The sequence below is a fragment of the Litoreibacter sp. genome, from assembly GCF_058136045.1.
Map to the genome: position 1 here is coordinate 317,646 of NZ_JBYVDD010000003.1, position 23,985 is coordinate 341,630.

Annotated in this window: 25 protein-coding genes; 13 read left to right on the forward strand and 12 right to left on the reverse strand. The window is 56.7% G+C overall.

Going from position 1 to position 23,985, the window contains the following annotated elements:
- Window positions 1-12 precede the first annotated feature (12 nt).
- Window positions 13-654 carry a bifunctional 4-hydroxy-2-oxoglutarate aldolase/2-dehydro-3-deoxy-phosphogluconate aldolase gene (gene eda, locus AC3Y7R_RS02885; RefSeq protein ID WP_490040497.1) on the forward strand — a complete coding sequence of 214 codons (642 nt, stop codon included), beginning with the start codon at window positions 13-15 and terminating at the stop codon, window positions 652-654.
- On the opposite strand, the gene AC3Y7R_RS02890 is transcribed toward eda, so the two are convergent.
- From AC3Y7R_RS02890 to AC3Y7R_RS02905, 4 genes are read right to left on the reverse strand one after another with little or no spacing between them, the layout of a single operon-like run.
- Entirely contained in the window at window positions 655-1,146 is a 492-nt protein-coding gene (locus tag AC3Y7R_RS02890) for an enoyl-CoA hydratase (protein WP_490040498.1), read from the reverse strand.
- 35 nt (window positions 1,147-1,181) lie between these two features.
- The gene (locus tag AC3Y7R_RS02895) at window positions 1,182-1,628 is read right to left on the reverse strand and encodes an anthrone oxygenase family protein (protein WP_490040499.1); all 447 of its coding nucleotides are present in this window, start codon (window positions 1,626-1,628) and stop codon (window positions 1,182-1,184) included.
- A gap of 34 nt (window positions 1,629-1,662) precedes the next feature.
- Window positions 1,663-2,922, reverse strand: coding sequence for a ferredoxin reductase family protein (locus AC3Y7R_RS02900; protein ID WP_490040500.1), 1,260 nt, complete (start codon window positions 2,920-2,922; stop codon window positions 1,663-1,665).
- Window positions 2,923-2,947: 25 nt separating this feature from the next.
- The gene (locus AC3Y7R_RS02905) at window positions 2,948-3,439 is read right to left on the reverse strand and encodes an EF-hand domain-containing protein (protein ID WP_490040501.1); all 492 of its coding nucleotides are present in this window, start codon (window positions 3,437-3,439) and stop codon (window positions 2,948-2,950) included.
- Between the two features lie 152 nt (window positions 3,440-3,591).
- Here AC3Y7R_RS02905 and AC3Y7R_RS02910 point away from each other — a divergent pair, with 152 nt between their 5' ends.
- On the forward strand, window positions 3,592-4,047 hold the full coding sequence (locus tag AC3Y7R_RS02910; protein ID WP_490040502.1) for a MarR family winged helix-turn-helix transcriptional regulator: 456 nt from the start codon (window positions 3,592-3,594) through the stop codon (window positions 4,045-4,047).
- Between the two features lie 18 nt (window positions 4,048-4,065).
- On the opposite strand, the gene AC3Y7R_RS02915 is transcribed toward AC3Y7R_RS02910, so the two are convergent.
- From AC3Y7R_RS02915 to AC3Y7R_RS02925, 3 genes are read right to left on the reverse strand one after another with little or no spacing between them, the layout of a single operon-like run.
- Entirely contained in the window at window positions 4,066-5,226 is a 1,161-nt protein-coding gene (locus tag AC3Y7R_RS02915) for a TPM domain-containing protein (RefSeq protein ID WP_490040503.1), read from the reverse strand.
- Between the two features lie 42 nt (window positions 5,227-5,268).
- Window positions 5,269-6,066: an isocitrate lyase/PEP mutase family protein gene (locus tag AC3Y7R_RS02920; RefSeq protein ID WP_490040504.1), complete on the reverse strand. Its 798-nt coding sequence runs from the start codon at window positions 6,064-6,066 to the stop codon at window positions 5,269-5,271.
- Entirely contained in the window at window positions 6,063-7,232 is a 1,170-nt protein-coding gene (locus tag AC3Y7R_RS02925; RefSeq protein ID WP_490040505.1) for a pyridoxal phosphate-dependent aminotransferase, read from the reverse strand. Before AC3Y7R_RS02925 ends, AC3Y7R_RS02920 begins: the two co-directional genes overlap by 4 nt.
- 247 nt (window positions 7,233-7,479) lie before the next feature.
- On the opposite strand from AC3Y7R_RS02925, the gene cysS reads away from it, so the two are divergent.
- The 3 genes from cysS (at window position 7,480) to AC3Y7R_RS02940 (ending at window position 11,306) form a co-directional block, all read left to right on the forward strand.
- Window positions 7,480-8,871: a cysteine--tRNA ligase gene (gene cysS / locus AC3Y7R_RS02930; RefSeq protein WP_490040506.1), complete on the forward strand. Its 1,392-nt coding sequence runs from the start codon at window positions 7,480-7,482 to the stop codon at window positions 8,869-8,871.
- 76 nt (window positions 8,872-8,947) lie between these two features.
- Window positions 8,948-10,564 carry a citramalate synthase gene (cimA, locus tag AC3Y7R_RS02935; RefSeq protein WP_490040507.1) on the forward strand — a complete coding sequence of 539 codons (1,617 nt, stop codon included), beginning with the start codon at window positions 8,948-8,950 and terminating at the stop codon, window positions 10,562-10,564.
- Window positions 10,554-11,306 (forward strand): squalene/phytoene synthase family protein, encoded by a 753-nt coding sequence (locus AC3Y7R_RS02940; protein WP_490040508.1) that lies wholly within the window; start codon window positions 10,554-10,556, stop codon window positions 11,304-11,306. Before cimA ends, AC3Y7R_RS02940 begins: the two co-directional genes overlap by 11 nt.
- Here AC3Y7R_RS02940 and AC3Y7R_RS02945 read toward each other — a convergent pair.
- From AC3Y7R_RS02945 to cobA, 3 genes are read right to left on the reverse strand one after another with little or no spacing between them, the layout of a single operon-like run.
- Window positions 11,303-12,544 carry an MFS transporter gene (locus AC3Y7R_RS02945; protein WP_490040509.1) on the reverse strand — a complete coding sequence of 414 codons (1,242 nt, stop codon included), beginning with the start codon at window positions 12,542-12,544 and terminating at the stop codon, window positions 11,303-11,305. The two genes, AC3Y7R_RS02940 and AC3Y7R_RS02945, sit on opposite strands and share 4 nt — an antisense overlap.
- Before the next feature lie 9 nt (window positions 12,545-12,553).
- Window positions 12,554-13,855, reverse strand: coding sequence for a cobyrinic acid a,c-diamide synthase CobB (locus AC3Y7R_RS02950; RefSeq protein ID WP_490040510.1), 1,302 nt, complete (start codon window positions 13,853-13,855; stop codon window positions 12,554-12,556).
- Window positions 13,852-14,703, reverse strand: coding sequence for a uroporphyrinogen-III C-methyltransferase (cobA, locus tag AC3Y7R_RS02955; protein ID WP_490040511.1), 852 nt, complete (start codon window positions 14,701-14,703; stop codon window positions 13,852-13,854). The genes AC3Y7R_RS02950 and cobA overlap by 4 nt, the downstream gene beginning before the upstream one ends.
- Before the next feature lie 97 nt (window positions 14,704-14,800).
- Between cobA and AC3Y7R_RS02960 the strand changes: the two genes are divergently transcribed.
- The 4 genes from AC3Y7R_RS02960 to AC3Y7R_RS02975 are packed head-to-tail and all read left to right on the forward strand — an operon-like array spanning window position 14,801 to window position 17,850.
- The gene (locus AC3Y7R_RS02960; protein WP_490040512.1) at window positions 14,801-15,844 is read left to right on the forward strand and encodes a cobalt-precorrin-5B (C(1))-methyltransferase; all 1,044 of its coding nucleotides are present in this window, start codon (window positions 14,801-14,803) and stop codon (window positions 15,842-15,844) included.
- Window positions 15,841-16,572 carry a cobalt-precorrin-6A reductase gene (locus AC3Y7R_RS02965; protein WP_490040513.1) on the forward strand — a complete coding sequence of 244 codons (732 nt, stop codon included), beginning with the start codon at window positions 15,841-15,843 and terminating at the stop codon, window positions 16,570-16,572. Before AC3Y7R_RS02960 ends, AC3Y7R_RS02965 begins: the two co-directional genes overlap by 4 nt.
- Window positions 16,559-17,182: a DNA-3-methyladenine glycosylase family protein gene (locus AC3Y7R_RS02970; RefSeq protein WP_490040514.1), complete on the forward strand. Its 624-nt coding sequence runs from the start codon at window positions 16,559-16,561 to the stop codon at window positions 17,180-17,182. Before AC3Y7R_RS02965 ends, AC3Y7R_RS02970 begins: the two co-directional genes overlap by 14 nt.
- Window positions 17,179-17,850: an alpha/beta hydrolase gene (locus tag AC3Y7R_RS02975; RefSeq protein WP_490040515.1), complete on the forward strand. Its 672-nt coding sequence runs from the start codon at window positions 17,179-17,181 to the stop codon at window positions 17,848-17,850. Before AC3Y7R_RS02970 ends, AC3Y7R_RS02975 begins: the two co-directional genes overlap by 4 nt.
- Here AC3Y7R_RS02975 and AC3Y7R_RS02980 read toward each other — a convergent pair.
- The gene (locus AC3Y7R_RS02980; protein ID WP_490040516.1) at window positions 17,816-18,331 is read right to left on the reverse strand and encodes a hypothetical protein; all 516 of its coding nucleotides are present in this window, start codon (window positions 18,329-18,331) and stop codon (window positions 17,816-17,818) included. The two genes, AC3Y7R_RS02975 and AC3Y7R_RS02980, sit on opposite strands and share 35 nt — an antisense overlap.
- A gap of 204 nt (window positions 18,332-18,535) precedes the next feature.
- Between AC3Y7R_RS02980 and AC3Y7R_RS02985 the strand changes: the two genes are divergently transcribed.
- Window positions 18,536-19,120 (forward strand): HNH endonuclease, encoded by a 585-nt coding sequence (locus AC3Y7R_RS02985; protein WP_490040517.1) that lies wholly within the window; start codon window positions 18,536-18,538, stop codon window positions 19,118-19,120.
- Here the strand turns inward: AC3Y7R_RS02985 and AC3Y7R_RS02990 are convergent.
- Window positions 19,117-20,076 (reverse strand): radical SAM protein, encoded by a 960-nt coding sequence (locus tag AC3Y7R_RS02990; protein ID WP_490040518.1) that lies wholly within the window; start codon window positions 20,074-20,076, stop codon window positions 19,117-19,119. The genes AC3Y7R_RS02985 and AC3Y7R_RS02990 overlap by 4 nt on opposite strands.
- A gap of 191 nt (window positions 20,077-20,267) precedes the next feature.
- On the opposite strand from AC3Y7R_RS02990, the gene zwf reads away from it, so the two are divergent.
- The 3 genes from zwf to pgi are packed head-to-tail and all read left to right on the forward strand — an operon-like array spanning window position 20,268 to window position 23,970.
- Complete coding sequence (gene zwf / locus AC3Y7R_RS02995; RefSeq protein ID WP_490040519.1) at window positions 20,268-21,722, forward strand: glucose-6-phosphate dehydrogenase; 1,455 nt, start codon at window positions 20,268-20,270, stop codon at window positions 21,720-21,722.
- On the forward strand, window positions 21,719-22,369 hold the full coding sequence (gene pgl, locus AC3Y7R_RS03000; RefSeq protein ID WP_490040520.1) for a 6-phosphogluconolactonase: 651 nt from the start codon (window positions 21,719-21,721) through the stop codon (window positions 22,367-22,369). The genes zwf and pgl overlap by 4 nt, the downstream gene beginning before the upstream one ends.
- Complete coding sequence (gene pgi / locus AC3Y7R_RS03005) at window positions 22,369-23,970, forward strand: glucose-6-phosphate isomerase (RefSeq protein ID WP_490040521.1); 1,602 nt, start codon at window positions 22,369-22,371, stop codon at window positions 23,968-23,970. The genes pgl and pgi overlap by 1 nt, the downstream gene beginning before the upstream one ends.
- Window positions 23,971-23,985 lie beyond the last annotated feature (15 nt).

Genomic DNA, 23,985 nt, shown 5'->3' on the forward strand with positions numbered 1-23,985 from the left:
GGACTGCCCAAAATGACTCCACAAGACGCCAGCCAAAAAGCCCGTGAAATCTGCGACCTCGCCCCGATCGTCCCCGTTCTGGTCGTCGATGACGCAGCCCATGCGCAGCCTTTGGCCCAAGCGCTGGTCGCAGGCGGGTTGCCCGCCCTCGAAGTTACACTACGCACGCCCGCAGCCCTGGAAGTCATCACCGAGATGGCAAAAGTCCAAGGCGGCGTCGTCGGTGCGGGCACGCTCCTAACCCCCGCCGATGTGCACGCGGCCATTGATGCGGGCGCCACGTTTGGCGTTTCGCCCGGTGCCACGGACCGCTTACTGGATGCCTGCGAGGAAGCGGGCCTGCCGCTGTTGCCCGGCGCCGCCACCGCGTCCGAGGCCATGGCTCTGCTCGAGCGCGGCTACACCATGCTAAAATTCTTCCCCGCTGAGGCATCTGGCGGTGCTCCTGCGATCAAAGCCATCGGCGCGCCAATCCCACAGGTTACTTTTTGCCCCACTGGCGGCGTCAGCCCCGCAAATGCGGCGAGTTATCTGAGCCTGCCTAATGTTATCTGCGCTGGCGGCTCATGGGTCGCGCCCAAGGACAAAGTGCTGGCAGGCGATTGGGACGCCATCACCGCACTTGCCAAAGCGGCCGCCGCCTTGCCGCGCTAATCACACCCCCAAAACCTGTTGCGCGCGCTCACGGCTTGAAATCTTAGGCCTGAACGCGCCCAAAACCATCTCTGCAATCAGCGGGATAATGTTGGACATCCCCACCATTTTCTCTTTCCCTTCAAGGGCATGAAATGCATCGCTCAGATGCCCCGCTGGCACGGATGCCTCTGCCAACCCCAGCAGTTGCGGCATCATCGGCACTAAGAACACAAAGGCATTCACGGCCAAAAACGCAGTGCACAGCAGCTTTATTCGCATCCACCAAGCCCGCTCATGATAGCCAAACCACAAGGTCAAATCCGTCAAGATTTTCACCCCCAAACCGGGCAAGATCAAAATATAAGCGCTCTCCAGTTTGTAGGTGTAAACCGTCGAAATTACCTCTGGATCAGCACCGGCAAATACAATCCCGATCACAATATGCGACAGAATTCCGCCCACATACATGATCGTTCCAACCTCATGGATAAATCCGATAAGCTTGCGCATTCAACACCTCCTGCAACCGGTGTGCGGGCTTTCCATCACGCGCCACCCGCAACAGCAAGGAACGCAAATAACACGAAGACCGCACCGGCCAGTACAGTCCGAGGCAGGTGCAACCCGCCCCAAGCTGCCAAATCGCGCCCCATCTGATCAGAGTTAACGTCAGCCCCCTCAGCCATGATCCTGTTGTTAACCGGCATCAGGATTTTGATCGTGTAAGGCCCGCTCAATTGCAAAACCACAGCGCCGGTAAGCCAAAGCCACCCTCCGCCCATAAGCGAAATCACAAGGCTTAGCCCAAGCACGATGAGCGACAGGACCAATTGTAAATGGGCCGACTTATGGAAAAACGGCGCGAAAAATCCCACGGCCACATCGCGACTGCTGGCCATCATCGCGGGATGGGCTACGGCGGAGGCCGACACCGCATAGCCAAAGACGATCGCCATCAAGGTTAGGTTTAGTACAATAAAGATCGTTAACATTTTAAGGCTCCTATCGAGCTGGATATTACAAGATTTAACGGAATTCGAAGGCTTCGGTGTGGATGTTGGAGCGGATCACACCCTCCGCCCTCAGGCCTTTGGTGATGCCTTCAACCATCGGCTTCGGGCCGCACATAAAGTAGTGATAACTGTCCAGCGGATCAGGCAATTTTTGCTTCATCATATCGACCCGGGCGAAATTTCCCTCATCCGAGAACAGCGGCACCAAAGTCACATTTCCAAGCGCAGCAGCGCGGTCCTTCAATTCCTCAAGGAAGATCGCATCCTGCGCCTCGCGCGCGGCATAGACCAAGTGAATTTGCCGCCGGTCACCATGCTCCATCGCCCGCAGTTTGGACAAAAACGGCGTCAAACCAATGCCACCCGCAAGCCAGATTTGCTTATCACCAGCACGGGTTGCATCAAATCGGCCGTACGGGCCGCGCACCATCACCTTGCCACCGGGCTGCATTTCCTCACGCAGTTTTCGGGTCCAATCCCCAAGCACCTTGATGGTAAACCGAAGATGTTCCTCGCCCGGCGCACTGGAAATCGTGAACGGATGCGGCTCGGACCATTCTTTGCCCTGAATTTCAACGAAAGCGAATTGCCCCGGCTTGAAGTCCAGCGACGCCCCCACAGGTTTCAGCACAAGCTCTGTCGCACGCTCAAGCGCATTTACCGCCTCAATCGTAAAGGGCAGGGCGGTCCGCTTGTTCATCCCAAACAGGGAGTAAAACAGCGCAACCAACCCGACAGCCGCCGCAAACATAAGCATAAAACCCGACGCGCTGAACTTCTCAAAAAATACCGTCGGGGCCGACATAAAGTGGCCAATCACCAACAGGTAAACCAGCGCCATGACCTTATGGGTCGGACGCCAGCGCGAGTACCTGATTTTGCGGTTCAACGCGACGAACAGACCAATCACCAAGAAGATCAACCCAAGCATGCCAAACGGCGCGGAGGGCACCATACTATGCAGCAATGGATCAGCCCCCGCAGGCAAGTCCTTCGGTACTCCAAAGAAATGAACCAATGCGAATAAGGCCGTCATGACCCCCGCGACGCGATGGACCTGATACATCCGGTCAAGCCCGCCAAACAGGGTCTCAAGACTGCCCAACCGAGTGGAGAGGACAACCGACATCGTCATCAACAAGAATGCGATGCCACCCAACATTGTGGTCGCGGTGGTGCGCATATCGTGCTGCTCGGGGGGCAGCTCCAAGTGTAAGATGATGAAGATGGTAATGACGCCCAAAATGGCGAAAATCCCTTGCTTGCGTAACATGGCTGGCCCCTCCTAGGTGGCAAAATTACTCGACAGGTGCCGGGTTTATGGCCGCGCGAAGGGCAACCATGACCGAGAACCCCGAGGTGAATTCATCGCGCGAAAGCACAGCATTATTGTCTGTATCCGCCCGCTGGAAATCAAAGTTCATGGACAGGCGGTGCTCGGTTTTGGAAATCATATTGTCGCCATTGCGATCCCAAAAAGCGAACACAACGCGCAGTGCCGTCTCGTAAGCCGCTTCGCGACCGACCTCTTCAGCGAGAGGTTTCATGCCGTAATCCCAGCTTAAAAATTCCTTCAAGGTCAGCTTTTTATTGTCGTCGGAATCCATTGAGGTGAAGACATCGGAGCCGAAGCTGTGAAATTGCCCTTGGTCAATATACCCGCGATCTGAAGTGTCGGCAGATGCGAATGCGAGTTGGGCCAAACGCTGTCCTTCCGACTGTTGAGCCGCAGAAATCGTTGGGATCGAGAGTGCGGCGATTAGGGCTAACTTGGTCATAATTGGTTTCATGTCGTGGCTCCTGAGCTTGGTTTGATGATTCTTTCACTTGACTTGCCTATGCATAACTTGCAATTACAAGTCTTGTAAATGCAAATATTAAAACGCAACACTTGCTGCTTGCAAGTTTCGGGGGTATTGCCATGCACAGGGGACAGTACCTGATGACACAAGTTTCAAAATCGCAGGCCATCCGGGAAAATAGTTTTGGGTTCTTGGTCCAATCCCTATCGCGGACTCTGGATGCAAAAATGAAGGCCGAGCTGAAAGCGGTTGGCGTTAACGTCAAGCTCTTCGCCGCGCTCATGTTGCTGTCCGAGGAGGATGGCATCAACCAACGCAAAGTCGGGGAGAGGCTTAACTTTCCTGAATATTTTACCAGCCGCAATATCGACGCCTTGGTAAAGGCCGGATTTGCCGAGCGTCGCCCAGACCCCGAAAGTCGCCGCAGTTTCTTGATCTATTTGACTGCGGCTGGCCGCGCGAAAGCCGCCGAGCTTCCCGCCATCGTCAAACGCGTAAATTTGGAAGTCCTAAGTACTCTTTCAGAGCCAGAGAAAGCGCAAGCCGTCACCTTGTTGAAGAAAGCCGCCGGAATTTCTGCCCCCAAAGGCGGGTAGTTCGGGTTTTCGGCGTCTCTACCAGCTACCCGACGCGCCACCACCAGAAGAGCTGCCGCCTCCAAAGGAAGAGGACGACGACGAGCCGGAAAAACCGCTACGTCCGGAGGAAGAGCTGGAGCTGCTTTTGTTCAGCATTGGAGTGGATTTCTTTTCCGTGGCCGTGTGGCCGCAATTGCGACAGCTATGGTGTAGCTGCACGATGCCCATGCTCATGGTGGTTGCATGTGACAAGGTTTCGCGCGCGGTCTCATAGGTGTGGTATTTGCAATTTGGGCAGGCTTTGTGGCGTGAAAACAGGGTTCTAAACCCCATAACTGTTACGTGCTCGTCCTCGGGGCAAAACCAAACACCGTAATCGCGCGAGCTCACTTGCTCTTCGACCAATTGCCCGTGATCGAGGTATTGCTCTTCCTGCGCCTCGCCCAGACGCAGCATCACGCCATTGCATTGCGGGCATTTGCGCGGGCGATAGCGTTGCACGCCATGGTAGCCGAAAAACCCTGCAATCGCCGTGACCAAAGCCATGATCCCCGCCAAAACCGGGTTGTCACCAGCGGCGTGGGTCATCCGGTCGATAAGCCCCAAGGCCCCCTGATCTTGGGGCTCTGGCGGTTGCTCAACCACCTGCACTTGCGGGGCTGTTTCCGGCACCGTTGTAATCGCGGCGGCGGGGGCTTCTCCGGGCATGTGCAACTGGGCAAGTGCGGCGCGGGTGCCAGCCAAAATGCCATCGGCCACGCGGCCTTCCTTAAATGCCGGGATAATCTTGCTTTGGATGATGCGCGCGGCGATGCCGTCTTGGCGGGCAGGGTAGCCTGCGCCCAAGGCGATGCGCACCTCGCGGTCCTCAATGGCCACCAGCAGCAAGATGCCGTCGTTTAACTCGACGTTGCCGATGCCCCAGCCGTTGAACAGCGCCTTTGAGAAGCTGCCAATATCACTGGAGGGCGCGTAATCCTTGCGTGAGCGAATGGTCACAACCGTCATCTCGCGGCCCCGTTGTTCGCGGGCGGCGTTGATCTCGGCGTTGATCATCGCCTCGGCTTCGGGGCTTAGAATATCGGCGAAGTCATTGGTTAACACGGTGTAATGTTGCGGGTAGGCGGGTTTGTCCTGCGCGGAGGCCGCCATCACCGAAGCTGCCAATAGAACCAATGTGCAAAGAAGCCGAGCCATCAAAATCACCCCAATAAAATTACTTAGGGGCACTGATGCCCTTTAACTTAACATCTTGTCCACCTCTGCGCCGGAAATTACCTGCATTAAGGGGGTGAAATCGCCCGTGTCGAACATTGCAACAGCAGCATCATTGATCACACGGTGCGTGACCCGCGCCAAAGCTGACCCCAACGAGATACGCGCAGCCCCCATCGCCGCAAACTCGGATTGGCTGATTTTGGCATAGGGGCCTGCCGCCAACACGTTCACCGGCTTGTCTGTGGCGGCAATGATGCGCTTCAAATCCTCTACCGTTTTGGGCATCGGCACATAAATCCCATCTGCGCCTGCCGCGTCAAAGGCCTGAATGCGCCGTATTGCTTCCTCGATGTCATAGGCATCCGTCATCACCCCGTCGGCGCGCGCCACAAAGAAAAAATCCTGGCGCAAGCCCCGTGCCGCGCTGGATGCCGCGCGCACCCGCTCGACGGCCAGATCAAAATCATACACGCGGTCCGAGGCCTCGATCGTGTCCTCGATGCAAATCCCCGCCAACCCCACTTCGCCTGTCAAACGCACCGTTTGCGCGCAGGCGTCCGGTGCCTCCCCAAAGCCGTCCTCGAAGTCGCCCGACACGGGTACATTTACCGCCGCGATCAGATCTTGCGCATGGGCCAACGCCTCGTCACGGCTCACCGTGCCCCCGTCTGGACGCCCCAAAGTAAATGCATGGGCCGCCGAGGAGGTGGCAATCGCGCGCGCCCCCAAGGCTTCCAACATTTTGGCCGATCCTACGTCCCATGCATTCGCCAAAATGAACGGCTCTCCGGGGCGGTGCATCTCGCGAAATCGCATCATTTCTGCTCCTTGGCAAAATCAATAATCTCTTGGAGCGCAGTGGCAAATGCTCCGTCCTCCACGGTCATCGCCACCCGCACATGGCCTGCTGCACTTTGCCCGAAACTCTCGCCCGGCATCACCGCGATTTTGCGCTTGTCCAGCAGCTTGTCAGCAAAATCGTCGCCACTCAGACCCGTGCTGCGCACGTCCAGCATCAAATACATCGCTCCGCCCGATGGCACCAAGCCAACCACATTTTGCCCCGCCAGAATGCCCGTCGCAAGCGCGCGCCGACGTCGGAAAGGGGCCGCAATCTTCTCCTCCAGCACCGCACCTTGCCCCAAGGCAAACTCCGCCGCGTCCTGGATATAGCCCGGCACCCCATAGGTGGTGTGGGTGGCCAAAGTGATCATGCTGTCAATCGCCCCGGCAGGCCCGACGACCCAGCCAATCCGGCTGCCCGTCATCGCGTGGCTCTTGGACATTGAGCCGACGACAAGCGTGCGTTCGGCCATGCCATCCACCGCGCGCGGGCTTACGTGGCTGCCATCCCAGACCTGAGTGTCATAGACCTCATCCGAGATGCACCACATGTCATACTCACAACACGCCCGCGCAATGCCGGCAATTGTCTCTGGCGAATAAACCACGCCAGTGGGGTTGTTGGGCGTATTTACCAAAAGCGACTTAGCGCAGGAAGACTTCGAGGCAATGTCGGAAAACGTCGGCTGAAACGCGTTTTCTACCAAGCAAGGCACCGCGCGCGGCACTGCGCCAATGCTGCGGATCGTGCCGGGGTAGGTGGCATAATAGGGGTCGCAATAGAGCGCCACGTCGCCCTCGTCACACACCGCATGATGGGCCGCACAAAGCGCCGATTGCCCCCCCGGCGTGATCAACACATTGTCGCGTGATGTCGCGACCCCCGTCCGCGTCGTGACGCGCGCCGCCACCGCATCGCGCAAACTGTCAACGCCCGGTATCATCGCATAGCCCGTGTGCCCGCCGCTGGCCGAGACATGCATCGCATCTAATATGCTCTGATCCGTGCCAATATCATGCTCGCCAATCGTCAGCTCTGTCACCTTAACGCCTTGCTCGATCATCCGCCGCGCTTTGAAAAACAAGTCCCACCCGTCCGAGCCACCGCCCGTCAAATTTGATATCCGCTTCGACAAATCCATGCACCACTCCTCTAATCTTCCGGCAATCTGGGCCTGCCATGACACCCGCTGTCAATTCGATTTTTGTGATGGGGCCTATTTGTGATTTGTATTTGAGGCTGTTGCTGCTATTCATGCCCCATGACGACACGCACCATCCTTATTTGTTGCTGCATTACCATCTGAGAATTCTCAGGCGGGTCGTTTCTGTTTTCCATCTTCACACAGTTTCGCTACACCCGCCGCTACCCCTGCGCGTGAGGCCCCTATGACGATCAAGCTGTACAACACCAAGACCCGCTCCAAGCAGGGTTTTATCCCGTTAATTTCAGGCCAAGCCAGCATGTATGTCTGCGGCCCCACAGTCTATGAGCGCGCCCACTTGGGCAATGCGCGCCCGGTACTGGTGTTCGATATGCTGTTCCGCCTGTTGCGCCACACCTATGGCGTGGATCAGGTCACATATGTGCGCAATTTCACTGACGTGGATGATAAAATCAACGCCCGCGCGGCTCAAACTGGCCGCACTATTGGCGAGATCACCGACGAGACCATTGGCTGGTTCCTCGATGATATGTACGCTTTGGGCGCGCGGGAGCCAAACCACGCACCCCGCGCCACAGCCTTTATTGGCGCTATGGTGACAATGATCGAAGCGCTGATCGCCAAGGGTCATGCCTATGCCGCCGAGGGTCATGTGCTGTTCAAAGTGCGCAGCTACAAGGAGTATGGCAAGCTGTCTGGCCGCTCGGTCGATGATATGATCGCTGGCGCGCGCGTCGAAGTTGCACCCTATAAAGACGATCCGATGGATTTCGTCCTGTGGAAGCCGTCCTCAGATGATTTGCCCGGCTGGGACGGGCCGAAGGTGGATGGCGTAAGTGTTGGCCGGGGGCGTCCGGGCTGGCATATTGAATGCTCGGCCATGGCGTTTGAACTGCTGGGCGATGCGTTTGATATCCACGGCGGCGGCAATGATTTGACCTTTCCGCACCACGAGAACGAGATCGCGCAGTCCAAATGCGCAGGCCATGATTTTGCAAACATCTGGATGCACAACGAGATGCTTCAGGTTGAGGGCAAGAAAATGTCCAAATCCCTTGGCAACTTCTTCACCGTGCGCGACTTGCTTGATCAGGGCGTGCCGGGCGAGGTGATCCGCTTCGTGATGTTGTCGACGCATTATCGCAAGCCGATGGACTGGACCGACAAGAAACGCGATGAGGCCCAGAAGACGCTGCGCAAATGGGCGCAACTGGTAGGCGGCGTGACGCCAGCCGCACCGGATGCGAAATTTGTGGGCCTTCTGTCTGATGATCTCAATACCTCCGGTGCAATCGCGCGCTTGCATGAGTTAGCAAATACCGGACAGCACGAGGCGCTCGCGGGGGCGCTTCACATGTTCGGCTTTGATTTAAGCGCGGACCTCAACCATGGGCAAAATACCAAACTAGGCACCGAGGCCGGCGTTGACCTCTCTCTTCTAGCTGATCGCCTGCAAACGGTGCGCGAAGTTGCTATGGCAACAAAAGACTTCGCGGCTGTCGATGCGTTGAAATCACAATTGGCCAGCGCGGGTGTCGAGGTTCGAATGTCAAAAGATGGTGTGGACCTTTCCGCGGGTCCTGATTTCATGCCCACCAAATTGGGTGATATCTGATGCTGACCCTACAATATCGTGCAAATCTTACAAAATTGTGTACGTCATGTACGCTATGTCCCAAAAGGGCTCTGATATGACCCGTGAACGTCTAACCCTTTTCGACACGACGCTGCGCGATGGCCAGCAAACCCAAGGCGTGCAGTTTTCCACCCCTGAAAAGCTGGAAATCGCCCAGATGTTGGACCAGTTGGGCATTGATTATATCGAGGGCGGTTGGCCCGGTGCGAACCCAACGGACAGCGAATTTTTCTCAAGCGTTCCAAAGACTTCCGCGACGATGACGGCCTTTGGGATGACCAAAAGGTCAGGCCGCTCTGCCGAGAATGACGACGTTCTTGCCGCCGTCTTGAACGCGGGCACCCCCGCCGTCTGTCTTGTGGGCAAGACCCATGACTTCCACGTCAAAACAGCTTTGGGCATTACACTTGAGGAAAACATTGAAAACATTGAGAAAAGTTTTCAACACATCGCCAAGCAAGGCCGTGGAGCCCTGTTCGACGCTGAGCATTTTTTCGACGGCTACAAGTCCAATCCCGACTACGCTTTGTCGTGCATTCATGCCGCTTTCAGCGCGGGTGCTTTGATCGTTTTATGTGACACAAACGGCGGCACATTGCCCGCAGAAGTCACTGAAATCGTTGGTAAAGTCATCGGTAGCGGCATTCCCGGTACGCGCCTCGGCATCCACACTCATAACGATACAGACAACGCTGTCGCCAACTCTCTGGCCGCCGTAGACGCAGGCGTGCGCCACATCCAAGGCACACTCAACGGGCTGGGCGAGCGTTGTGGTAACGCAAACCTTACCTCCCTGATCCCGACGCTGCTGTTAAAGGAGCCCTATAAATCATGCTATCGGATTGAAATTAAAGAAGAAAATCTACCACTCCTAATGCTCGCTTCGCATAAATTGGACGACATTTTAAATCGTGTCCCTAATAAACACGCTCCCTATGTTGGTGCCTCCGCTTTTGCCCATAAGGCGGGCCTGCATGCCTCCGCGATCCTCAAAGACCCGACCACTTATGAGCATGTCGACCCTGCAATCGTTGGCAACACACGCATCATCCCGATGAGCAATCAGGCAGGGCAGTCAAACTTACGTAAGCGACTGACTGAAATGGGACTTAAGTATATAGATAACAACGCTTTACCGCGCATTCTTGATGTAATAAAGCAGCGCGAAGATGTGGGCTATTCCTACGACACCGCCCAAGCTTCTTTTGAGCTTTTGGCCCGTCAGGAATTGGGCCTTTTGCCGAAGTTTTTTGAGGTGAAGCGCTACAAAGTCACGGTGGAGCGGCGCAAGAATAAATATGACAAGATGATTAGCCTATCGGAGGCTGTCGTTGTGGTAAAAGTTGGCAAGAACAAGATGTTATCGGTGTCTGAGAGCTTGGACGAAAGCGGCTCAGACCGCGGGCCGGTGAATGCATTGTCCAAAGCGCTGGCAAAAGACCTTGGCCCCTATAGCGCACTGATTGAAGACATGCGGTTGGTGGATTTCAAGGTCCGCATCACCCAAGGCGGCACCGAGGCCGTGACCCGCGTCATCATCGACAGCGCTGATAATAAAGGCCGTCGCTGGTCAACCGTTGGTGTGTCACCAAATATCGTCGATGCCTCGTTCGAGGCCTTGTTGGAGGCGATAAATTGGAAGTTGGTGCAAGAGGGTGCGCATGAGCCTTGAAGCCTGCGCCGCATTGGTGCAACGCGCTGATCCTGTTAGGTTTTCCGCCGCGCAACTTGCCCCTGTTGAGGCGCAAAAAGTGCTCTGGCCGCTCTATGCGATGAATGTTGAGGTTAGTCGCGCGCCTTGGGTCACCAAAGAGCCGATGATCGCAGAGATGCGCCTGCAATGGTGGCGAGATGTTCTGGAGCAAATAGCCCAAGGCAGCCCGGTGCGCCACCACGAGATAACCACTCCTTTGGCGCAAGCGATTGGTGCACCTGAAGCAATTTCGCTTGATAATCTCGTCGCGGCGCGTCGCTGGGATATTTACAGCGAGGCTTTTGAGGATGAGGCCGCGCTGTTTGAGTATCTGGACCAGACCTGTGGCGGGTTGATGACGGCGGCGGCTACGGCTCTTGGGGCCAGTGATGTGGGGCTCACAGATTTGAGTGCTTATGGTCGTGGTGTCGGCTTGGCGAGGTTCCTGCAAGCCGCGCCTCAATTAGAGGCGTTAGGGCGCCGCCCCTTGGTAGATGGGCACCCGACTGCACTCTCGGATCTGTGCGAGCAGGTGCTTGCTGAGATGCCTAAGGTCCTAACTTTAAAAAGAAAACTTGGGCCGCTGGCCGCCTCAGTGGTCACAGAAGGCTGGCAAACACGTGCGCTATTACGGCAGGCAATTGCCACCCCTGAGCGCGTTGCCAAAGGTGAATTGGCCTTAAGCGAGTTTAGCAAACGGTGGCGGTTGCTGTTTAGTTAAGACGTTGATTTTGGCCGCATGGAAAGCCAGATCAGCGCGCCACCTGCCAGCGTTAGAAACGGGATCATCGCAATGTTTACGGCGCTCCAGCCCTCGACCGGGGTGCCGCCGGAGCAGTTCATCAACCCGCCGGATGCCAAAGAGGCCAAAGTCACACAGCCAAACACGATCGAGTCGTTCAACCCTTGGATCACGCCACGCTCCGAAGAGGTATGTGACGATGCCAGCATTGTGGTGGCCCCGATGAAGCCAAAGTTCCAACCAAAGCCCAATAGAATAAGGGCGGCAAAGAAATTACCCAAGGTGACACCCGTCAGCGCCACGATGCCCGCGAGCCCCAAGATAGCCAGCCCTGTGGCCATGATTTTCTCAACGCCAAAGCGGTTGATCAAATGGCCGGTAAAGAATGACGGTATAAACATGGCCAACACATGCGCCGACACCACGTCATTGGCGTTTCCCGAGGTGTATCCGCAGCCCATCACGGCCAGCGGTGTAGAGGTCATCACCAAGTTCATCAAAGCGTAGGATACCATGCCGCAAATGATCGCGACCCCAACCCGCGGCGTGCGCAGCAGCTCCATTTTGGAGCGCACAGCCTCCACAGTCTCGGACGCTTTGGTGGCGGCTATGGCGGCGGCGTTGGGCAGGTCGAGAAGGAAGAATAAGAACAACCCGGCAAGGTTCAAAACCACGATTGCAATATAGCTGCCCAAAAAGGGAACAATGGTGAAATCAAACATTAACTTGTTTAGCTGGGGGCCAATGATCGCAGACATTAGCCCGCCCGCCATAACATATGAAATGGCTTTCGGGCGGAAGGCCTCAGATGCACCATCGGCGGCTGCGAACCGGTAAAAACCCTGCGCAGACATATAGATACCGCTGATGTAGCTGCCGAGCAGTAGCAACAAGAAGGACCCGAAATAGAGGCCAAGGCCAGCCACAGTAGCCCCCAATGCGCCGCCCAAAGCGCCAATAATGAAGCCAGTACGCCGACCATGGCGCTGCATCAATGGGCTGATCCAAGGGGCGGTGGTCATCGAGCCAAACACAATCATTGAGATCGGCAGCGTGGCAAGGCAGGGGTTGGTGGATAGCGAATTGCCAACCAGCCCCCCAACCACAAAGAGCATGGGCATTTGGCTGCCAAGAACGGCCTGTGCCGCAACCAGCACCATTACGTTGCGTTTGGTGCGTGGATCGAGTTTCGGGGCGGGGAATGCTGCATCTGTCATAGTGTATCGCTAAGCCTTGCGCGCAGGAGTGTCCAGACGGTCGATGATATGCGCGAAAGAGCCGCAGACTCGGCCTTGACGCAGGCCCATGGGGGCAAGGGGGGTGCCCTCGGCAGTATGGGTTTGGAATAAGGGAGGGCCGTCGGCGCGGATGGTCGTGGCGTAATGAAACTCGTGGCCGTTAAATGTGCCGCTCAAGGGGCCATGATCACTTATGAGGGTCCGGTATCCTAAGTGCAGTTTTCGGCGTGCGAAACTGGTTTCAAGTGGCAATAGGCCTGCCATCTTATGAGGCGCGCCATCTGCGTCGATTAAGGTCTCTCCTAGCACCATATAACCACCGCATTCTCCATATATATCAGAGCTTTGTGAGGTGACTTTTAAGCTACTCATAAAATTTGAATTACCTGCGATCCGTGCGGCATGAAGCTCTGGGTATCCCCCTGGTAGGAACACCAAATCACAATCAGGAACCGGATCATCATTCAATGGGGAGAAGGTCTGGATGCTGGCCCCTGTGGCGCGCCAGTCTTTCAATAAATGCGGATAGGAGAAGGCAAAGGCCTCATCCTGCGCCACGGAAATTCGTGCGTAGCCTTGGCCAAAGATTCCGTGAGATGCGGTTTGGTTCTCGGTGTGATCAATTCGGTGTGATGGCAGGTCATCCAGCGCAATATGTATCTCAACGAGATCGGCCATTTCGTCCAGCCAAGTATCTAGGTCGGGCCGCTCAGCGGCCTGCACGAGCCCCAAGTGTCGTGACGGCAACGCAAGGTCATCGCGACGGGGGAGCGCGCCTAACACTGGAATTTCCGCGGGGAAATGGCGTCTTAGCATTGCCTCATGACGCGGGCTGGCCACCTTGTTCAAGATCACTCCGGCAACATGAATGTCTTTGCGGTGCCCTGCAAAACCCTGCGCGATTGCCGCCGCACTTTGCCCCATACCTGTTGCGTCAATCACCAAAATCACTGGTAAATTAAGAATACCGGCAACGTCGGCGGCAGAGCCTGCCCCATCGGGCGGCGCGCCGTCAAACAGGCCCATGGCCCCCTCGACGATCAGAAAACTGTCGTCCTCGCAATGCGCCAAATCATGAATTCGACCCGGGGTCATCGCCCAAGCATCCAGATTATAGCTGGGCTGACCACAAGCGGCCTCATGGAAGCGTGGGTCGATATAGTCAGGGCCGGATTTGGCCCCGCGCACAGGGCCTCGCCGCGATAAGGCGCGCAGCAATCCAAGGGTAAGTGTCGTTTTTCCAGAGCCAGAGGAGGGCGCGGCGATCAGCATCCCGTGGCCGGGGGTCATGTGTTTTCCGCCGGTTTCCCACGTCCTAACGGGTCCATGTTACGCGGTTTAACTCCGGCTATTTGCCCTTGCCAGTCAAGGACTTGACGCATGGTTACGGCTTGGCCGACGCAGATGATCGCAGGTGGCTCGGCGCCTGATGTTGCAATGTCAGCAACGCATGTTCCCAAGGTGGTTTCCAGAACGGTCTGGTTTTTTGTCGTCGCGGTTGTGACGATAGCCACGGGTTCTGAAGGAAGGCGGCCTGCTTGGATTAATTGCGCTGTGATGTGGGCGATATGCTTCATGCCCATGTAGATGACGATGACTTGTGAGCCGCGCGCGATGGCCTCCCAGTCGAGGCTCCCGGTGGCTTTGCCGGACTGGTCATGGCCGGTCACAAAGGTCACGGATTGGTTAACGTCGCGGTGGGTCACGGGAATGCCAGCGTAGGCCAGCCCCCCGATGCCAGCGCTAATGCCGGGGATAATGCGGATGGGAATGCCGTGTTGCACCAAGGTTTGCGCCTCTTCCCCGCCGCGCCCAAACACAAAGGGATCGCCGCCCTTCAGGCGCAACACGCGCTTTCCCTCCTTGGCCAGATCTACAAGGCGCAGGGAGATATCGCGTTGTTTGGCGGAGGGTTTGCCGCCGCGTTTGCCTGCATAGATGTGCTCGGCTTGCGGGGCCCAGTCCAAAATCGCCTCTTGGACCAGCGCGTCGTAGATCACCACATCGGCTTGGCGTAATGCGTTTAAGGCGTGCAAGGTTAACAGGCCGGGATCACCGGGGCCTGCACCGCACAGCCAAACCCAGCCGGGCTCTAGGCTGGGCCATTGGTTTTGCGGAAGGGAAATTGAGTCGCTCATATGCCCCTTATGGCCTGTAACCTGCGCGTGCAAAAGCGAAACTGCGACATCGCAATCGGCATTGGCGGCGCGCGGGCAGGGCGTTAAGGTCAGCGCTATGAATGATGATACCCCTCCCAAATTGCGCCGTGGTTGGACCACGGGTGCCTGCGCTACTGCGGCGGTGAAAGCCGGGTTGCAAATGCTGTGGGGTAGTGAGCATCCGCGTGAGGTATCCCTTGTGCTGCCAAGGGGCGAGACGCCGACTTTTATGATCGAAAACACGGAGCGCGGTGACGGTTGGGTGCAAGTTAGCATCGAGAAAGACGCCGGTGATGATCCGGACGTCACTCATGGGGCGCTTATTGTGGCCCGGGTTTGCGCATCAAAGGGCGGCGTGGTGTTCCGCGCGGGCGCAGGCGTTGGCACCGTGACCAAAGCCGGGCTTCCGATTGGCGTGGGGGAGCCTGCAATTAACCCTGTTCCGCGTCAAATGATGGCGGCTGTTGTCGATGAGATGGCTGATTTATATGGGCGTGAGGGGGATGTGGAGATCACTATTTCCGTACCCGGAGGTGCCGAGATCGCCTTGAAAACATGGAACCCACGGCTGGGTATTGTCGGCGGTTTGTCAATCCTTGGCACCACAGGCATCGTACGCCCGTTCTCTTGTGCGGCTTGGATTGCATCCATTCACCGGGGCATTGACGTCGCGCGGGCGGGGGGGCAAACTCATGTGGCGGGATGCACCGGGGCCACTTCGGAGCGCGTGGTGCAGCAGCTTTTGGGCCTGCCGGATCATGCGATGTTGGATATGGGGGATTTCGCCGGAGGGTTGCTAAAATACTTGGCGCGACACCCCGTAGAGCGGATCACCATTGGCGGTGGGATCGGGAAAATGACCAAACTGGCACAGGGCGCGCGGGATTTGCATTCCAAGCGATCTCAGGTTGATTTTAACGCGCTGAATGAATGGGTTATGGCGGATATTTCAAGTGCTAATACGGCCCTAGAGGCGGTAACGTTGGCCCCCGAATTGGCGGGCAAAGTCGCGCATGAAGCCTTGGCACAGGTGCGCCTGATCTTGAAGGACGCGCCTGTGACCCCGAGCATCGTGGTGATTGATCGCGCAGGGGAAATACTAGCGAAGGCAGGGATATGAGGGTTTTGTTGCTGGCAGGCACAAGCGAGGCGCGCGCCCTGTCCCTTGGGCTGATGGAGCGGGGTCATGACGTCATTGCATCGCTGTCGGGTGCGACCCGCGCGCCGCGTGATTTGGGCTGCGAGGTGCGTGTTGGCGGCTTTGGCGGGGATCAGGGGTTTCGCGATTGGCTGGCGGCCCATCCGGTTGATTTGGTGGTCGATGCAACGCATCCATTCGCGGAGGAGATATCTGTGCGCACGGTCCGAATTTGCGAAGATGAACAGGTCATGAATTTGCAAGTTATACGTGAGCCTTGGGTCGCAACCATGCATGATAATTGGATTTTTATTGATTTTCCAGAACAGACTTCTCACCATATTCCGAGTGGATCAACGGTATTCTTGGCAACGGGGCGTCAAACTCTTCCACACTATGGTGGCCTGTCATCTTGCCATTTGATTTGTCGCCAGATTGACCCGCCGGACGAGCCGTTTCCGTTTCCAAATGGTGATTTCTTGGTCGGGCGGCCGCCATTTTCCATCGAGGATGAGGTGGCGTTGTTCAAGCGGTTGAAGGTCGATTATTTGGTGGTGAAAAATGCGGGGGGAGCTATGTCGCGCTCGAAGCTGGACGCGGCGCGGCACTTGGGGATGCCGGTTCTGATGATCAACCGTCCGATCCCGCCCAAAGGACCAAAAGTGGCGACGGTCAAGGCCGCATTGGAGTGGATTGATGCGCATCATTAAGGGCTGTTCCTGTGTGACTGAGGGGGCCGAATGGCTGGCCGCCCAAGAGCCTCGGTTCGTGTGGGCGATGGAGCAAACCGGCCCATTGCCCCTGCGCCTGAAGCCAGAAGGCTTCGCGGAATTGCTGTCGGCTATCATGGGGCAACAGGTGTCGATCGCGTCTGCGGCAGCGATGAATACGCGGCTGCGGGACGCGAATTTGATGGATGAGGTGCGTGTTGCGCAGGCCAGCGAAGAAGACTTGCGTGTCTGTGGGCTGTCACGCCAGAAAATTAAATATGCACATGCCTTGGCGCGATCTGGAATTGATTTCAATGCCTTGCGAGGCATGGAAACCGCGCAAGTTATCAAAACGCTGACCGCAGTGTCGGGTATCGGGTCATGGACCGCCGAAATTTACGCCATGTTCTCGCTTGGGCATGCAGATGTTTTTGCCTCGGGGGATTTGGCGTTGCAGGAGGCGGCGCGAATTTTGTTCGAGTTGCCCGCGCGCCCAAAGGAAAAAGAGATGCGCCAAATGGCGTTGCAATGGTCACCGTGGCAAAGCGTTGCCGCCCGCATCTTGTGGGCTTACTATCGGGTGATAAAGGATCGAGAAGGGATCACATGACACGCGTTTTGGAAAGCAGCCGTAAGGCATCAAAATCGGGCGAAGATAGCTCACTGGTGATATTTCTGCACGGCTATGGGGCGGATGGTGCCGATTTGCTGGGGTTATCGGACCCGTTGTCCGAGCATTTGCCGGATACAGTGTTTGCTGCGCCGAACGCGCCAGAACGCTGCACGGGCAACCCTATGGGATTTCAATGGTTCCCGATTCCATGGATTGACGGCTCCAGCGAAGAGGATTCAGAGCTGGGCATGATCCAGGCGGTCAAAGATTTAAACGCCTATATTGACGCCACAATGGAGGAGGAGGGCCTGTCCGAGGCCGAGACAATCCTCGTGGGGTTCTCGCAAGGCACCATGATGGCGCTGCATGTTGCACCTCGGCGTGCGGATCAGTTTGCGGGTGTCGTCGGGTTCTCTGGCCGGTTGTTGCGCCCTGAATTGCTGGCGGATGAGGTGCTGTCGAAGCCGCCGGTGCTGTTGATCCATGGTGACCAAGATGACGTGGTGCCGCCGATCTCAATGCCGGAGGCCGGTGACGCCCTGCAAGAAGCTGGGTTCCCCGTCTATGGGCACGTTATGAAGGGCACCGGGCATGGTATTGCGCCCGATGGTCTGGGCGTGGCTTTGTCGTTTATCGGGCAGCAGTTTGGCCTAGATCTAGGCTAAGGCGGCGCGTTGCACCCGTCAGTAAGGCGCGGGAATATAGCTCATGTAGGGGGTGTAATACCCTGAACATAAACCCTAATTCCTGCGCACCCTTAGCCGGAGTGACGGCGGACCCAAAATAAAGGCGGGTCTTTTCCTGCTCTGGCACGCACATAAACCAAGACCGTGTGCGTGAGGCCATATCGCACATTAGCAATTGGTTATCTGCGCGGTCCTCGACGTCCCATGCTGCAAAGCGCTGGATGCGCCCTTGCGCCACCTCTGCGGCCTGCTGGTCGGTTGAGGGGCGGCGTACGCAAAGCTTCAAAATGACCCGCTCGCAGCGAAAAAGCGGGGCAGTGTAGAAAGCTTCGACGAACTCGGGCAAGCCAATCGGGGCGGGGTAGAGCGTGGAGAAGCAATCCGTGTAGCAGCTGTGGTCTTCGCTATATCGGCGCAGTAACGCGCTGTCTGGCAGTGTGGTTGAGAGGATGTCGCTCATGCTGTCTCCGATGGCTGGGTCAAATAAGATGTTATCAGCTCAAACGCATTATTCCGCTGCGCAGAATCGCCACATATTCCTTACGAAGCCATGCTCTTTTTGAGCTGTGCCTGCGCTATATGCGGGGGTTGTCAGCTTTGAAATACGATATATAGTTTTCAAAGTGAGTTTGCACAATGCAAAGTAGCAGGAGACTTCTTTCCGATGGATGGTGACTTCAGGCAAGATTTTGTGCGTGGGTCGGGGGCGTTGAGGCATAATCCGGCACTTGTGTTGAACGCAGATTACCGGCCTTTATCATATTTACCGCTGTCCTTGTGGTCATGGCAGGATGCGGTGAAAGCGGCCTTTTTGAACCGTGTTACAATCCTTAGCGAATATGATGATGTGGTGCGCTCCCCGACGATGGAGATCCGCATTCCCTCGGTGGTCGTCCTCAAGGATTATGTGAAGCCGCAAAAGCAGGCGGCATTCACCCGCTTTAACTTGTTTTTGCGTGATAAATTTAGTTGCCAATATTGCGGCGCGCCCGGAGATTTGACCTTTGATCACGTCATTCCAAGGGCGCGAGGCGGGATGACCTCTTGGGAGAACGTGGTGGCGGCCTGCTCACCGTGCAATTTGCGCAAAGGCTCGCAAGAGTTGCGGCATTCGGGCCTGTCACTCAGAAAGCCGCCATCGCGACCATCGGTTGGGCAGTTGTTGAATGCGGGTCGTAAATTCCCGCCAAATCATTTGCATGAAAGCTGGATCGACTTTTTGTATTGGGACGCCGAATTAGAGAGCTAGGCCGAGCAGCTTGCCCCGCCCAAGACGCAGAATTTAGCACAATGCGGATGGTTGAGTTGCACCGAGCGCTCTGCCTGTTCAAGGGTTTCGCCCAACTCAAATTCGGGCGCATAGGGCAACAAAGTGCAGGCCAGCACAGTCGGGCTGGACGCCCCCTTGCGCTTCACCACCATGCGAGATGAAGCGCACATGATCGCGTCGGGGGATTTGTCTAATATGCCCCAGCAAGAGGTGGTGATCTCGGGCACTTCAACACGCTCGTCCATTTCAGGGAAAAGTACTGTTAAACCGGGGCTTTGCGCATCTATCTTAAAGTTGTATTTGGCGTAAATACCGGCGTATCCCATACGCGCTGCCGTCTCACTTTCGGCCCAAATAGAGCGGCCAGCGACGGCCATTTTCGCGCCCTCATCGCGTAGCCATTCCATACCATTAATCGTTTTGGAAAAGGCGCCCTTGCCGCGTTCTTTATCATGCACCTCAGGTGACCAGTGATCGAGCGAGATGCGCAGGGTGAGTTTGTCGCCAAAGTCGGCAATAAGGGAGGATAGGGCCGTTTGGGTGGTTTTGCGCATCATTGGGCGCATGGCATTGGTCAGGATTAACACTTCATATCCGCGCTCCAAAGCGGCGCGGGCCATGTTGCACATGTCGGGGTTCATAAACGGCTCGCCGCCGGTAAAGGCAATTTCGCGCACGCCCCATTTGCGGGTTTCTAGCTGGTCAAGATAGGTTTCAACCTCTGCCGTGGTAATGTAGAGCAAGGCGTCATTGGTGGGCGAGGACAAGATGTAGCAGTTTTCGCAGGTGATGTTGCACAGGGTGCCAGTGTTGAACCAAAGTGTTTGCGGGTCGGACAGCGCCACCGAGGCACGAGGCTCGCCCTTTGCGGTTACAAACGGGTCGCTAAATTTCCCCTGATTGGCCGGAACCTGTGGGGATACTTGATCTTTCATGCGGTCCGCTCCGTAGTTTGTTCAATATGGCTAGCGCGTTGTGCGGGGAAGAGAAAGTCTTTGGTGGCGTTCTGACAAGCTTGTTACCAATCAAAGGCATGATAGGATAGCTTGCGGCAGAAAATGCTGGAAGTGCGGTGTCGTTAGCGCTAACAACGCCGCAACAGAAAGTCACATGAAAGGAGCCTCCCATGGTTTCACGCGTCATACCCGTCGATAGTTTCGATTTGGTGATTTTTGGTGGCACAGGCGATTTGGCACGCCGCAAAATCCTGCCGGGCCTTTATCGCCGCTTTCTTGCTGGGCAAATGCCTCCGGACGCGCGAATTATCGGGGCTGCGCGTAGTGCGCTGGATGATGATGGATTTCGCGACTTAGTGCGCGCTTCGATCAAGGAATTCGTGGATAAGGACAAGTGTGACAAAGAAACAGTTGCCGCTTTCCTAGCGCAGCTACATTACACCCCGATTGATGCAAAGGGCGAGGCCGGCTGGGACCGATTGGCAGAACTGGTGCGCAAGGATGTGGTTCAGGCCTTCTATTTCTCGGTGGGGCCAAGCCTGTTTGGGGATTTAGCGACGCGGTTGCACAAGCATGAAATTGCCAGCGCCGACAGTCGCATTGTGGTGGAGAAGCCCTTCGGGCGCGATCTTGCCTCGGCAAAAGCGCTGAACGCGGTGTTGGCGGCCAGCTTTGACGAGCACCAAATCTACCGTATTGATCACTATCTGGGCAAAGAAACGGTACAAAATCTGATGGCCGTGCGGTTTGCCAATGTCTTGTTCGAGCCGCTTTGGAATGCGCAATATGTGGACCATGTGCAAATCACGGTTGCCGAGACCGTTGGGGTTGGCGGGCGTGGTGGCTATTATGACCGCTCTGGCGCGATGCGCGATATGATCCAAAACCACCTGATGCAGCTTTTATGCCTGACGGCAATGGAGCCGCCCTCGCAATTCGATCCCGATGCGGTGCGTGATGAAAAGCTCAAAGTGATCCGCGCCTTGGATCCGGTTACCTCCGAGAATATTGTGCGGGGGCAGTATGGCGCAGATGAGGAGCAGGCGTCTTATATCGAGCACTCCGAGAACCCGGATTCGCGGACGGAAAGTTTCATTGCGATGAAGGTTGATATCTCGAATTGGCGCTGGAAAGGCACGCCGTTTTACTTGCGGACCGGCAAGCGCTTGCGGGGGCGAATGTCTGAAATCGTCATTCAGTTTAAAGAAACCCCACATTCGATTTTTGGTGAAAATGCTGGCAGCAAGGCCAATGTCCTTGCCATCCGCTTGCAACCCGATGAGGGGATCGACTTGCGCGTGACGATCAAAGAGCCGGGGCCGGGGGGGATGCGCTTGCTTGATGTTCCCTTGGATATGACCTTTGCCGATGCTTTGGGGGCACATGCATCCGATGTGCCCGATGCCTACGAGCGGCTGATTATGGATGTGATCAGGGGGGATCAAACCCTGTTTATGCGCGGTGACGAGGTCGAGGCGGCTTGGGCCTGGACCGACCCGATCATCGAGAACTGGCAAAGCCATGGTCGTAAACCTGTGGAATATGAGCCCGGATCAAGTGGTCCGGACGATTCCTTGATGTTGCTACATCGTGACGGGCGACGCTGGCGGGAGATCCGCGGATGAACATGATCGAGTATCCTGACCGTGATTTGATGATGATTGATCTGGCCGGCCACTTGGCTGATGAGTTGAGCGATTGCCTGATGACCCATGAGAGCGCCAGCCTTGCGGTGCCGGGGGGCTCTACGCCGGGGCCGGTATTTGACGCGCTTTGTGCAGCCAATCTGGATTGGAAACGGGTTAATATTATGGTCGGTGACGAGCGGCGCGTGCCTGCTGATCATGCGCGCTCGAACGAGCGGATGATCCGCGCACGGCTGCTGCAATCGCGCGCGGCGGCGGCCAATTACGTGTCGATCCGCCCGGATGAAAACGGGAATTTACCAGATATCAGCCTACATTTACCCCTATCTATTCTGGTGGTCGGCATGGGGGCGGATATGCATACGGCCTCGCTGTTTCCCGGCTCCCCTGATTTGTCGGTGGCTTTGTCCTCTGGTGCGCCAGACTTAATGTTGGTTGAGGCCTCGGACGGGTTGGAGCCGCGGATCACCATGAGCGGCCAAGTGTTGGCAGGCGCGATGAGCACACATGTTCTTATCGTGGGCGATGAGAAGCGCGAGGCCATTGAACGTGCCATGCAATTGACCCCGACCGATGCTCCGATCCTGACCGTATTGGCGAACGCAACTGTACATTGGGCCCCGTGATGACTGTGTTGAACTGGACAGAGCTGGCTGAACGCGCCGCGAAGGCAGCAAAATTGGCTGACCTATTTACCGCTAACCCAAAGCGGGCAGAGGATTATTCGCTGCGGCATGATGATTTGCTGTTTGATTTTTCCAAGACCCATATCGGGCCTGAGGATCGTGCGTTTCTGATCTCTATGGCGCGCACTGCGGGCGTTGAGCCTCGCCGTGATGAGATGTTTTCTGGCGCTGTGATCAATGAGACTGAAGGGCGTGCGGTTTTGCATACGGCGCTGCGCTATATGGGGGACGGCGCGATTGAGGTCGATGGCGCAGATGTCATGCCCGCGGTGCGCGAGACGCGCACGCGCATGGCCAAATTCGCCAATGATGTGCGCGATGGCGTGCTTGTGGGGCAGGGCGGGGCGATCACCGATGTGGTGAATATCGGCATTGGTGGATCGGACCTTGGACCTGCCATGGCGGTGCTGGCCTTGGCCCCTTATCATGATGGGCCACGGGTGCATTTTGTCTCTAATGTAGACGGCGCGGATGTGGCGGATACGTTGCGTGGGCTTGATCCAACGACGACGCTTGTGATCGTTGCCTCCAAGACATTCACCACGATTGAGACCATGACCAACGCGCGCACCGCGCAGGCTTGGATGGCCGAGACTGTCACCGAGACTGGCGCACAATTTGCAGCACTTTCCACCGCCGCGGAAAAGACTGCTGAGTTCGGCATTGCACCGGATCGGGTGTTCGGGTTCGAGGATTGGGTCGGCGGGCGCTACTCGCTTTGGGGGCCGATTGGGCTGTCGGTGATGCTTGCCATCGGGCCGGATAATTTCGATGCCTTTTTGCGTGGCGCCGATGATATGGATCGCCACTTTCAAGAGGCCCCGCTGGAGCAAAACATCCCCGTTTGGCTGGCGCTGGTGGGGGTTTGGAACAACCAAGGCTGCGGTCATACCACGCGTGCGGTGCTGCCCTATGATCAACGCCTGACGCGGCTGCCCGCCTATTTTCAACAGTTGGAAATGGAGAGCAACGGCAAGTCGGTTGCCATGGATGGCTCTGCTTTGACGGTGCATTCTGGCCCAGTTGTTTGGGGCGAGCCGGGGACCAACGGGCAACATGCGTTCTACCAATTGATCCATCAAGGCACGCGCGTTGTGCCCTGCGAATTTATGGTGGCCAAGACAGGTCATGAGACCGATTTGGCCCATCAACATGAGTTGCTTGTGGCCAATTGTCTGGCGCAATCCGAGGCCTTGATGCTGGGGCGTGATCTAGATGCTGCGCGCGCAATCATGGCCGCGCGCGGGTTGGAAGGCGACGAGTTGGACCGCCAAGCCCGCCACCGGGTCTTTCCCGGAGATCGGCCATCAACAACGCTGCTATACCCGAAACTGACGCCCTTTGTGTTGGGCCAGATCATTGCGCTCTACGAGCATCGCGTCTTTGTTGAGGGGGTGATGCTGGGCATCAACTCCTATGATCAATGGGGGGTGGAACTTGGCAAAGAGCTGGCAAATGCCTTGACCCCAGTGCTGCGCGGCGAGGCGTCAGACGCGGGCAAGGACAGCTCGACCCGGATGCTTTTGGACTACCTGCGCTGACCTAATGGAGCGGGC

Excerpts from the sequence above, each read along its gene's own strand:
- AC3Y7R_RS02970 (WP_490040514.1), top strand. The coding sequence starts at position 16,559 with ATGCGCATCATTAAGGGCTGTTCCTGTGTGACTGAGGGGGCCGAATGG.
- AC3Y7R_RS02915 (WP_490040503.1), bottom strand. The coding sequence starts at position 5,226 with ATGGCTCGGCTTCTTTGCACATTGGTTCTATTGGCAGCTTCGGTGATG.
- AC3Y7R_RS02980 (WP_490040516.1), bottom strand. The coding sequence starts at position 18,331 with ATGAGCGACATCCTCTCAACCACACTGCCAGACAGCGCGTTACTGCGC.
- eda (WP_490040497.1), top strand. The coding sequence starts at position 13 with ATGACTCCACAAGACGCCAGCCAAAAAGCCCGTGAAATCTGCGACCTC.
- pgi (WP_490040521.1), top strand. The coding sequence starts at position 22,369 with ATGACTGTGTTGAACTGGACAGAGCTGGCTGAACGCGCCGCGAAGGCA.
- AC3Y7R_RS02985 (WP_490040517.1), top strand. The coding sequence starts at position 18,536 with ATGGATGGTGACTTCAGGCAAGATTTTGTGCGTGGGTCGGGGGCGTTG.
- AC3Y7R_RS02900 (WP_490040500.1), bottom strand. The coding sequence starts at position 2,922 with ATGTTACGCAAGCAAGGGATTTTCGCCATTTTGGGCGTCATTACCATC.
- AC3Y7R_RS02920 (WP_490040504.1), bottom strand. The coding sequence starts at position 6,066 with ATGATGCGATTTCGCGAGATGCACCGCCCCGGAGAGCCGTTCATTTTG.
- AC3Y7R_RS02960 (WP_490040512.1), top strand. The coding sequence starts at position 14,801 with ATGAATGATGATACCCCTCCCAAATTGCGCCGTGGTTGGACCACGGGT.
- AC3Y7R_RS02895 (WP_490040499.1), bottom strand. The coding sequence starts at position 1,628 with ATGTTAACGATCTTTATTGTACTAAACCTAACCTTGATGGCGATCGTC.
- zwf (WP_490040519.1), top strand. The coding sequence starts at position 20,268 with ATGGTTTCACGCGTCATACCCGTCGATAGTTTCGATTTGGTGATTTTT.
- AC3Y7R_RS02940 (WP_490040508.1), top strand. The coding sequence starts at position 10,554 with ATGAGCCTTGAAGCCTGCGCCGCATTGGTGCAACGCGCTGATCCTGTT.
- cysS (WP_490040506.1), top strand. The coding sequence starts at position 7,480 with ATGACGATCAAGCTGTACAACACCAAGACCCGCTCCAAGCAGGGTTTT.
- AC3Y7R_RS02945 (WP_490040509.1), bottom strand. The coding sequence starts at position 12,544 with ATGACAGATGCAGCATTCCCCGCCCCGAAACTCGATCCACGCACCAAA.
- AC3Y7R_RS02905 (WP_490040501.1), bottom strand. The coding sequence starts at position 3,439 with ATGAAACCAATTATGACCAAGTTAGCCCTAATCGCCGCACTCTCGATC.
- AC3Y7R_RS02950 (WP_490040510.1), bottom strand. The coding sequence starts at position 13,855 with ATGACCCCCGGCCACGGGATGCTGATCGCCGCGCCCTCCTCTGGCTCT.
- AC3Y7R_RS02910 (WP_490040502.1), top strand. The coding sequence starts at position 3,592 with ATGACACAAGTTTCAAAATCGCAGGCCATCCGGGAAAATAGTTTTGGG.
- AC3Y7R_RS02890 (WP_490040498.1), bottom strand. The coding sequence starts at position 1,146 with ATGCGCAAGCTTATCGGATTTATCCATGAGGTTGGAACGATCATGTAT.
- cobA (WP_490040511.1), bottom strand. The coding sequence starts at position 14,703 with ATGAGCGACTCAATTTCCCTTCCGCAAAACCAATGGCCCAGCCTAGAG.
- pgl (WP_490040520.1), top strand. The coding sequence starts at position 21,719 with ATGAACATGATCGAGTATCCTGACCGTGATTTGATGATGATTGATCTG.
- AC3Y7R_RS02990 (WP_490040518.1), bottom strand. The coding sequence starts at position 20,076 with ATGAAAGATCAAGTATCCCCACAGGTTCCGGCCAATCAGGGGAAATTT.
- AC3Y7R_RS02975 (WP_490040515.1), top strand. The coding sequence starts at position 17,179 with ATGACACGCGTTTTGGAAAGCAGCCGTAAGGCATCAAAATCGGGCGAA.
- cimA (WP_490040507.1), top strand. The coding sequence starts at position 8,948 with ATGACCCGTGAACGTCTAACCCTTTTCGACACGACGCTGCGCGATGGC.
- AC3Y7R_RS02925 (WP_490040505.1), bottom strand. The coding sequence starts at position 7,232 with ATGGATTTGTCGAAGCGGATATCAAATTTGACGGGCGGTGGCTCGGAC.
- AC3Y7R_RS02965 (WP_490040513.1), top strand. The coding sequence starts at position 15,841 with ATGAGGGTTTTGTTGCTGGCAGGCACAAGCGAGGCGCGCGCCCTGTCC.